The 8,858-nt window shown below is 36.2% G+C and carries 10 protein-coding genes; 2 read left to right on the top strand and 8 right to left on the bottom strand.

Annotated elements, in window-relative coordinates; translation table 11 throughout:
* Positions 1-79: 79 nt before the first annotated feature.
* Positions 80-469 carry a type II toxin-antitoxin system VapC family toxin gene (locus IM477_RS07390; protein ID WP_002795860.1) on the top strand — a complete coding sequence of 130 codons (390 nt, stop codon included), beginning with the start codon at positions 80-82 and terminating at the stop codon, positions 467-469.
* A gap of 176 nt (positions 470-645) precedes the next feature.
* Here IM477_RS07390 and IM477_RS07385 read toward each other — a convergent pair whose 3' ends face one another.
* On the bottom strand, positions 646-2,151 hold the full coding sequence (locus IM477_RS07385) for a GUN4 domain-containing protein (RefSeq protein ID WP_287731158.1): 1,506 nt from the start codon (positions 2,149-2,151) through the stop codon (positions 646-648).
* Positions 2,152-2,514: 363 nt separating this feature from the next.
* Here IM477_RS07385 and IM477_RS07380 point away from each other — a divergent pair, with 363 nt between their 5' ends.
* Positions 2,515-3,408 (top strand): DNA adenine methylase, encoded by an 894-nt coding sequence (locus tag IM477_RS07380; protein ID WP_287731157.1) that lies wholly within the window; start codon positions 2,515-2,517, stop codon positions 3,406-3,408.
* A gap of 9 nt (positions 3,409-3,417) precedes the next feature.
* Here the strand turns inward: IM477_RS07380 and IM477_RS07375 are convergent, their stop codons facing one another.
* From IM477_RS07375 to IM477_RS07345, 7 genes are read right to left on the bottom strand one after another with little or no spacing between them, the layout of a single operon-like run.
* The gene (locus tag IM477_RS07375) at positions 3,418-3,891 is read right to left on the bottom strand and encodes a hypothetical protein (protein ID WP_287731156.1); all 474 of its coding nucleotides are present in this window, start codon (positions 3,889-3,891) and stop codon (positions 3,418-3,420) included.
* A gap of 18 nt (positions 3,892-3,909) precedes the next feature.
* A complete protein-coding gene (locus IM477_RS07370) occupies positions 3,910-4,200 on the bottom strand; it encodes a hypothetical protein (RefSeq protein WP_242034750.1) in 291 nt (96 codons plus the stop codon).
* 27 nt (positions 4,201-4,227) lie between these two features.
* Complete coding sequence (locus tag IM477_RS07365) at positions 4,228-5,058, bottom strand: hypothetical protein (RefSeq protein WP_287731155.1); 831 nt, start codon at positions 5,056-5,058, stop codon at positions 4,228-4,230.
* A 58-nt stretch (positions 5,059-5,116) separates the two neighbouring features.
* Positions 5,117-5,467, bottom strand: coding sequence for a hypothetical protein (locus IM477_RS07360; protein WP_104395910.1), 351 nt, complete (start codon positions 5,465-5,467; stop codon positions 5,117-5,119).
* Positions 5,464-5,901, bottom strand: coding sequence for a retropepsin-like aspartic protease (locus IM477_RS07355; RefSeq protein WP_287731154.1), 438 nt, complete (start codon positions 5,899-5,901; stop codon positions 5,464-5,466). The genes IM477_RS07360 and IM477_RS07355 overlap by 4 nt, the downstream gene beginning before the upstream one ends.
* 44 nt (positions 5,902-5,945) lie before the next feature.
* On the bottom strand, positions 5,946-6,641 hold the full coding sequence (locus IM477_RS07350) for a response regulator (RefSeq protein WP_002798630.1): 696 nt from the start codon (positions 6,639-6,641) through the stop codon (positions 5,946-5,948).
* Positions 6,642-6,698: 57 nt separating this feature from the next.
* Positions 6,699-8,522 carry an ATP-binding protein gene (locus IM477_RS07345; RefSeq protein WP_002798629.1) on the bottom strand — a complete coding sequence of 608 codons (1,824 nt, stop codon included), beginning with the start codon at positions 8,520-8,522 and terminating at the stop codon, positions 6,699-6,701.
* Positions 8,523-8,858: the final 336 nt, after the last annotated feature.

Here is an 8,858-nt window from a genome sequence, read left to right as displayed (position 1 = left end):
TTAAAGCCAAAGGTATTCTTAAGGATAAAAAAGCGGCAATGCTATCTCATGTAGAGTCTCTTCGTCGGGAGTGGGATGGATGAAATACGTCTATGATACCAATATTTTTATTTATTATTTAGCCGATGACGATATAGTTACTTCTTTTTTCTCCCAAGCTTTTTTGAGTTTGCATCAGATTTTTATCTCACCAATTGTCAGAATTGAGTTACTCAGTTTTCCTACTTTGTCTAAGGAAGAAGAGCAGATAATTGAAGATTTACTCTCACAGTTTGAATTAATTCCCATATTGAGAGAAATTGAAGATCTGACTATTCAACTGAAACGACAGTATAAAATCAAGATTCCCGATGCCATTATTGCCGCAACAACATTGAGCCAAAATGGATGTTTGGTCACTAGAAATGTTGATGATTTTAAGGGGATTTCCAGTTTAAATATTAAAAACCCGTTTATTGATGAGGGGTAAATAATAGTAGAAGAGCGAGAATTAAAAGTTGACTTATCTGCAAAGTAGCTTACTACTGGAAACCGATAGCTTGATGACAGCAACCAGTGCCAGGTATTGAAGTAGGAAAAAGCCTATGTTTTCGTTCTAGAAATCTCCAAAACTAAGCTTGATAAAAGACCTGAGATCGTTATATCCTACAGGTTACAAGTCTTTGCGCGAGAGAAGAGAAGAGAAGTCATTCCACCCAGGCTTCCCATCTCCCATTTCAAAGGCCAGGGAAAGTCCCCAAAGTCCAGCTTATAGGCTGTGTTATTTATCTTATGTAACGTAGGTAGGTGAGCTTTGGGGGCAAAGAACTTATTAAAAGTTAAGTTGCTCTCCCACAACCAATGACCTCTTTTTCTCCAGCCGACGCAATCGCCGAACTTTTCCCACACTTCTTCATTATACTCTCTCGTGCCACCAAGACTTTCATATATTTCTTTCTGGACGCTGAAGCCAAACTTACCGTTGCTGTAGTGTAGCCAGAGTTGGTTAATAGTTCGTAAATCTTCACAGGGGAAATTGTCAATATCTTCTTTTCCCAACCATCCTTCGCTATTTTGGGCGACCTGACACATAACTTTACCTGTTTCTTCGTTTGCTTCTTTCCACTTTCTTGCTGCTAGGAGTTGCTGTAATCGAGAATAGTTAACCCCCCTAGCACTTTTAAGCACAATATTAGCAGCAACTTTAGGCGGTGGTGGTGTTTGAATAACGGGGGTTGCTGGTGTTGGAGAATAACGGGGAGTTGCTGGTGTTTGTATCGAAGTTGCTGGTGATTGTCCCGTCAAATCTTGTAAAATCTCCCGCGCTGACTGATAACGCTTTCTTGTCCCAAACTCGATCATTTTATCAAGAATGCGCCCTAAATCATCCCGAACATTATTATTGACTAAAAACTGTCGCCAAATCCATTCATGGTCACTGGTATCAAATAAATCAAAGGGTGAAACCTGAGTCAACAAATAAATACAAGTGACTCCTAAACTATACAAATCACTAAGATTGATCGGCTTACCGTTGGCTTGTTCTGGTGCGATATATTCCGCTGAACCGATTACTGTACCAGTAACAGAACGGTTAAGATGTGTAACAACTTTAGACGCGCCAAAATCTACTAAAACGGCTTTCTTGTCTGAGTTACGTCTAATTATATTTTCTGGTTTAATGTCTCGGTGAACCACTCCCTGACTATGGATAAAATCTAAAACCGGCAAAATATCCGTTAATAAAGCTTTAATCTTGGCTTCATTAAATACGCCTTGGCTTTTTAATTCTTGTTCTAAATTCTGTCCTTCAATATATTCTTGTACCAAATATTGACGGTCATCATCATGATTGAGATAGGCGAAAAGTTCAGGGATTTGGGGATGTTTTCCTAACTTCTCTAATTGGATTGCTTCTTTTTCAAATAATTCTGAGGCTTTCTCAATTGTATCAGTCCCTTGAGCCGAAGGAAAAAACTGTTTAATCACACAATAAGGTCGAGAAGGCTTACTGTAATCTATCGCCTTAAAAGTGCGACCAAATCCTCCTTGACCAATTAATTGAGTTGCTTGATAACGCTCTTGTAAGAACAATTTCGAGCGGCATTTTTCACAGAATTTATTGCCATCTGGATTGGCGGAGGAACAATTAGGATTGAGACACAGACTCATGGTTTTTACTCCTTTAAGTAGTTGGGTTGACGTTAAAAAAGTAGCTGTTGGTTATGTTGGGTTTCCTGTCTTAGCTGTTGGTTGTGTTGGGTTTCGTGCCTCAACCCAACCTACGGTACTTCTTCCTACTTTACATTTTTACATGAACTAAGCCTAAAGCCTAAACTAGGTTGACCTATAATCACAAAAAAACCCGCTTGCGCGGGCTTTTTCCACAAAACCAAAGTTTTAATTAACCTAACAACGCTTTTGCCTTCGCTACCACGTTATCCACGGTAAAACCAAACTTCTCTGACATTCCTAGAGAAAATATCGTAATTTTGTTAAAATAATCTCAAAGAAAAGCCTCTAAAATCAAAGGTAATGTCCAAAATCGCTAAAAAACTTAGTAATTCTCCTTTTCGTTATCCCGGCGGTAAATTTTATGCCCGTAAGCTAATCTTAGCTTGTCTTCCTAGTCACCATAAGTATTGTGAACCCTTTGCGGGGGGAGCATCTATATTCTTTGCTAAGGAAAGTGTAGCAGAGAATATTCTCAATGACAAAGATGAGGAATTAATGAACTGTTATCGACATATCAAAGATTATCTTGATAGTCTAATTGAATTATTAAAAGATCTAAACGCTACCAAAGAACTACACAGTTATTATAAAAATGAATTTCAACCAGCCAATGACCTAGAAAGAGCCATGCGTTGGTATTATCTAAATAGAACTTCCTACTCAGGAATTATGAAACTTGAAAATTGTTATTGGGGCTATGGTGATAAGTATTCTATGCGTCCTGAAAACTGGCCTTCTCACCTAAAAACTACTTCGGAAAAACTGCAAAATGTCAATTTATCTTGTTTAGATTTTGAAGATTTAATCAATCAATTACCCGATGATTACTTTTTATTTGTCGATCCTCCTTACTTTCAAGCAGATCAAAATAAATTCTATTCCTGCTTCTTCAGTCTAGAAGATCATGAAAGGTTATGTAAGACGTTGAAAAAACATCAACATCGATTTAAATTTCTTTTGACTTATGATAATTGCTCCGAAATTAGAGAAATGTATGATTGGTGTATTTCTTTACAAGATAATGAATGGAATTACACTATTAATCGAACTGATGATCAAAAAAATGGTTTAAAATTAGAACATGGTTATCAGAGTGAAAGACGCAAGGGCAAGGAGGTATTTATTGCTAATTATGATCTTCAGAAACCTGCAAGATTTACACCTCTACAATTAAGTTTATTCGATGTATCTTGATTCCTAATTTTAATCAAGTAAATCCTCTATTTTTTCGATCGGGAGCCATGGTTGTAGAGGTTCAGCCGTATTAACATCAAAGAAAATTTTGGGATAATTAGGGATGAAATTACAGTTGTTATCGTGGCATTTCTGGCGAGAACAATTGATATTATTGGTTTGATTTGCTGTTAAATCTTTACTTCTGGCAACGTACATTTTTAAAAGGGCTTCTTCTTGATTATTAATATTAATTTTGCTTAAAAATATTTGCTCTTTTGGTGTGGGATTCCAAACAAATAGTCCCGTTTCTAAATTGGTCTGAAAAAAAGCATTGGCAAAAGATGTAATCACTAAATCAAAATCTGTTTCAATATATTGATCTTTGTGAATATGGCTCTTCGTTACTTGGTATGATTCGATCAGGGGGCATAAATCGACTAAATCCTTATCCGGCAAGAGACTTAATTGATTAGCTCGTTCTAGATCGAAAACAATTGACAAAAATCGCCAAATGTCTTCCTATATAAGGGTTTCATCCCTTATAAACCCCCTCCATTGCATAACACAAACCGAAGAACCGTGAATATTTAGGCTTGTTGAAGGTATTCCTATCAATTTAGACCTTTGTTCTGCCGCTTTGTCTCCTAAGGTTCTTGATCTCATACATTTGACTTCAATAAAAGGTCTGATACCTCCCTGAAGACGGAAACTACCTTTTTTGGCTAACTTACATTCAGCAGAGTATTTTTTGGCGTTTTTTTGATTGATAATAGCTACGTCTGTTGTGAAAAGCTGATAACAATCAATCATATAGTCATTTCAAAACAGATCGAATCATTAAAAATTTGATTTCCCCAAAACTTTGCGCTTTAAAGCTAGAACACGAGGACGCGCACCTTGACTAGAAAATCCTAACCCTTCACGGAATATTTCGGGCATATAATAACGAACTGCATCTTCTTTATCCTTGTCCTCATAAATTACTCCCATTTGCTCAAGAACATTGACTGTAGTAGCATCCAGAGCAAACTGTTCTAGAGAAAAAGGAATTTTTTTATCACTATATTGGGTTAAACTTTTTTGTACCCAGCTTTCAAATATAGGATATTCTTCTTTTGCTTCTCTAACTTTTTCCTGACTACAGGGTTCAAGCGCTCGTCGAATCGCTTGGGGAGGCAACAGTCTAGTATTCGACCATTTAGGAAATTGTACTTCTTCTGTTTTTTCTACAGTAACATTCGCAGCATAATACAAAAATCTCACAATATCCCTAGCTTGCAGTCTCCCATTAAAATCAGTTAAAGCCGCAAAAATCCAATTGGCTGACTTAGCTTCTTTGGAATTATCTAAACCTAATTTTTTGCCCCAAAGTAGTTCTAATTTTTCTTTTAAATCTTCAATTGAACAATCGAATAAATCCTGAGAGTTAGCATTAATAACCGATGATTGTATGCAGAGCCAATAGGAAAGTTTAAGAAACGATTCTAGATTCCAAGATAGATCATAATTACCATATAAGCTTTCAAATTGTTGCGAGTTTTGTGTAATTGTATATCTCAAGAAATCTCGACGCAGAAAGACAATCAATCCGAGATTAGATTCCCGAATCTCTGATAATTTATGTGGATTGACCGGGTGACTTGGCTCAAAGCTGCCACAGTTTTCCACCGATTCAATAGATTTTTTCTCTCGCTTCTCCTCCGATAGGATTTAGTTTGAAAATTAGTTATTTATTTTGCTCTACTTGAAAAAAGGCTCCTAAGACACCGCCAAACCATCCTAAGGTAGTAAAGAAAGCATTTTGGATAATATCAGGAACGGCTTTATCAGGATAGATTAAAGGATAAATAATGATAAATCCAAAGGAAACAGCACAAACTATCATTAAAAGCCAATTAATTTTGATGATTAACTGATTTTTAATCTGATCTTGACTGGATTCGTCGGCATTTGTATTGATCTGATTGGTAGGTTCCAGAAAGGATTCATCAATATCAACAATGGGTCTAGTAGACGGAATTTTACCCAAAAAAGCAAATTTTAAAAACCTATTTAAAAATCTCTTGATTTTATTCATGGAGTTGCATCTACAGTGGTTCCATCTGATTCTAAACATTGTCCCGGACAGTTATAAATCCATCGATTGTTAGGTGCATCAAGCATGATTTTACTCTGATTAAGTATATCGCAACCGAGCAGGGCATAAGATTTTGAAAATCCGATTACTTCCAGATCATTAAATGTATAATTGCCGATGGTGATATTGAGAATATATGATTTTCTTAGGACGACGTTATTATTAGCATCTCTCACCCTTTGATGGCTGTACTCTAAATATCCAAGTCTGGCAATTATTGATTCAGGAATGCAAGTCATTGTTGCCCCACTATCCACAATTGCTTCAACTTCACCATAACGGGATGAGGAGGAAGGATTGACAACTTTTAGATAAGCTCTTGGTCTTGGTGTATAAGTAGACCCTTGAATATTCTCATATCGATCTGTGTACATGAATTAAACTCCGTTAGATGGATAATAAAAGATTTCTCTAAAGTCTATTCAACAATATCAAAGTAGGGAATGTCTATAATTCTATCTTCTTTGTCAACTTTCTTAAAGAACCTTGACTTTTCAGGATATTTCTCTCGAAGCTGTTGTAGTAACTCCTGCTTATTTTGGCAACTACCGACAAATTCCCCATCAACAAAAGCGACATATTGTCCTTCATTTTCTTTTAACCATGCTGGCTCTGATTTCAGTCTTTCGTAAGCAATAATATTTACATCTGAATCATAATAAATTTTCTCTAGATGGAGACGGGTTTCTGCTTCTGATGCTTGCAGACAATTAAGCCGATACTGTAGCATTTTTGGTATAAGTTTACTGCGAATATCTTCCTGTATATTAGGAGTCTTATCGATAAAAATATCAACGTCTAGGTTTTCTGCTAGTCTTCGGTTATTAGGATAAGCAGAAAGAATCGAAACAAACGCTTGACTGTTAATGCCTTTGATTTTTTCTAAGGCATCCAATCCCTCCTGTTCCCGATTGCTTCCCATGTGGACATCAAGAATGTAATAACCCGCTTCCTGCTGCTGAATTAAGGATATTGCTTCTTTTTCACTTCCGACTATTCTTATTTCCCAGGGCAGATTTTTTTTGATCGCTTCTTTGATAGCTTGTTGTAGGAAGAGATCATCTTCCATAACCACAATTTCTTGTTTGAGTAAAATGTCATCACACACAGTCATGGTATTTCTCCTTATTTGATTTGGCAAAATAGTTAAATTTAAATGTTTCGTTATTTTCTAAATTTTATAGCGTTTGAGAGGAATTCTCACATAAAATTTAGTTCCCTTGACGCTAGAGTCAAAGTAAATTTTTCCTCCATAACTTTTAATAATCTCATGGACAACATATAAACCTAATCCTGTACCCCCTTCTTTGGCGCGAGTGGTAAATCCTCTGGTGAAGATTTTATCCTGAATGTCCTTGGCAATGCCAATGCCATTATCTGCTACCATGATTTTAATATATTGAATTCCCTCTAAAGTATCAATACTGGTCATAATCGTGATCTCTCCCTTTTTGCGTTCAGCTTTTTGGATGGCTTTTTCCGCATTGGATAAGAGATTAAAAATAATATCTTTGATTTCTCTTTCATCAAGATTCATCAAGGGAATTGTTTTATCGTAGGTTTCGATAACTTGTATATCAGTATCACTAAAGGCAAAAGAAAAACCTCGAACTACTTCTTTCAGAGTTTGGTTAATATCAATGGATTGATTATTGGTGATTTCTAATTCCTGTTTTATTTCTTCAATTTGTTGATCTATCGATTCTTTCTGTTCTGCCACTATTCTTGCTCTTTCTTTGTTACTCAATCTATCTTCAGCAGAAATTGTCTCTAGGAATTGGGAAAAACTAATTAGCTTATTTTTATATTGATGTAAAATATTTTTACTCATTTGATCGTAACTAACCAAAACAGAAGCATTGAGAAAGCTTTCTCGAATATCATTGCGTTCTTGGCGAATTTGGCGAAATTCTTCGCTCATCTTGACTCTGGTAATGATGGCGGCTACATAGAGAGCTATGGTATCAAGAAAAACCCAATAATTATTGTAAAATTTATAATGATATTGCGTATAAACTGAGATAGTACCGACACATTCATTTTGAATTAACAAGGGCAAGCAAGCGAAGGATTTTAGTTTTTTGTTTTCAATCCATTCTTTGTTGTTAAACTTATGGATTTCTTCTCCAATATCAGGAAGAATTTTGGGTTGCTTACTTTTATAAACTTCGCCGACAATTTGACTGCCAGATTTGATCGAGCCATCTTTTCTCCCTTCTAAAAAATCTTCGTCGCCATCACAGGATTTTCCCATAATATTTAAACCATCTCCCTCGTCAGGAATGCGGATAATACAAACTTTATAAGGAGTAAAGTCGGTGGTGACTTTTTCCACAACAAATTGACAAACCTCACTCAATTTAAAATTTCTGTAATCGTTCTCTAATGTCACTAGATATTCCAGCAACTTCTTGTAAATTCTAAATCTTTCTTTTCTCCTGTTTTCCACGATAAAATTAGCGACAATTGTTCCAATTTGGGTTAACCAATAAACATCTTCAAGGGAAAATTTATCTTGATTAGCCTCAGCACTTTTATTCAAGACTTCAATAGTACCAAAAGTAGTATTTGGACCATTGAGAGGAACGGAAATACCACATTTTAACTGTCCGAGTTTTTGCAGATAAGGATTTTCGTTGATCATACTAGGATAATCAGCCAAAAGATCATTAGAATATTGGGGTTCTCCATAACCATATTCAGCTTCAAAGGCAGGAATCGCCTTACCAGAAAAACTTTCTTCGGGTTGGTATTGTTCATCCCGAAACCAATTTTTATCAATAGGATGATTATCTTTATCAACTCCATCAATACCAACGCGCTTGATCACGCCATCTTTGGATAAGAGAAATATCGAAGCTACTTGAGTATTTAAGCGCCGTCTCACTTCTGCTAAGGCTTTCTCGATTATCTCCTCGACAGTCTGGCAGCGCAGCAGGTTTCTACTCACTTCGTTGAGATTATGTAACTGATCGCGGAGCTTTTGTGTGTCCATATAATTGCGGAAGCTTGGTTTTGTTTCATTCTACAACGCTAAAATCAAGTCTTCCTTAAAATTTGCTGAGTTTTTATCAATTTTTTCCCCAAGTGTCAAAGCGTTTTTTAGTCAGGGTAAACGCGTCTTAACAATCCTTGACAGGAGTACCAGATTAGGATACCGCCAAAACTCTTTCTGTATAAGGGGTTTAAGCCTGACGGGGTGACAAGTATGCCCATAATCCTTATGGGGAAAGCTTTTGAGGGGAATCTTCTATAAAAAGATCGATTGGGTTCAAGTGAATCACTAACGGCAGAATGATACTTTCAGATTAGCTTATCGCTAATTACTTTC

Source organism: Microcystis sp. M090S1, from assembly GCF_020246295.1.
GTDB lineage: Bacteria > Cyanobacteriota > Cyanobacteriia > Cyanobacteriales > Microcystaceae > Microcystis > Microcystis aeruginosa.
Note: the sequence above shows the minus strand (reverse complement) of the source record. Positions and strands in the feature narration are given on the sequence as shown.

Excerpts from the sequence above, each read along its gene's own strand:
- IM477_RS07345 (WP_002798629.1), bottom strand. The coding sequence starts at position 8,522 with ATGGACACACAAAAGCTCCGCGATCAGTTACATAATCTCAACGAAGTG.
- IM477_RS07390 (WP_002795860.1), top strand. The coding sequence starts at position 80 with ATGAAATACGTCTATGATACCAATATTTTTATTTATTATTTAGCCGAT.
- IM477_RS07350 (WP_002798630.1), bottom strand. The coding sequence starts at position 6,641 with ATGACTGTGTGTGATGACATTTTACTCAAACAAGAAATTGTGGTTATG.
- IM477_RS07385 (WP_287731158.1), bottom strand. The coding sequence starts at position 2,151 with ATGAGTCTGTGTCTCAATCCTAATTGTTCCTCCGCCAATCCAGATGGC.
- IM477_RS07355 (WP_287731154.1), bottom strand. The coding sequence starts at position 5,901 with ATGTACACAGATCGATATGAGAATATTCAAGGGTCTACTTATACACCA.
- IM477_RS07360 (WP_104395910.1), bottom strand. The coding sequence starts at position 5,467 with ATGAATAAAATCAAGAGATTTTTAAATAGGTTTTTAAAATTTGCTTTT.
- IM477_RS07380 (WP_287731157.1), top strand. The coding sequence starts at position 2,515 with ATGTCCAAAATCGCTAAAAAACTTAGTAATTCTCCTTTTCGTTATCCC.
- IM477_RS07370 (WP_242034750.1), bottom strand. The coding sequence starts at position 4,200 with ATGATTGATTGTTATCAGCTTTTCACAACAGACGTAGCTATTATCAAT.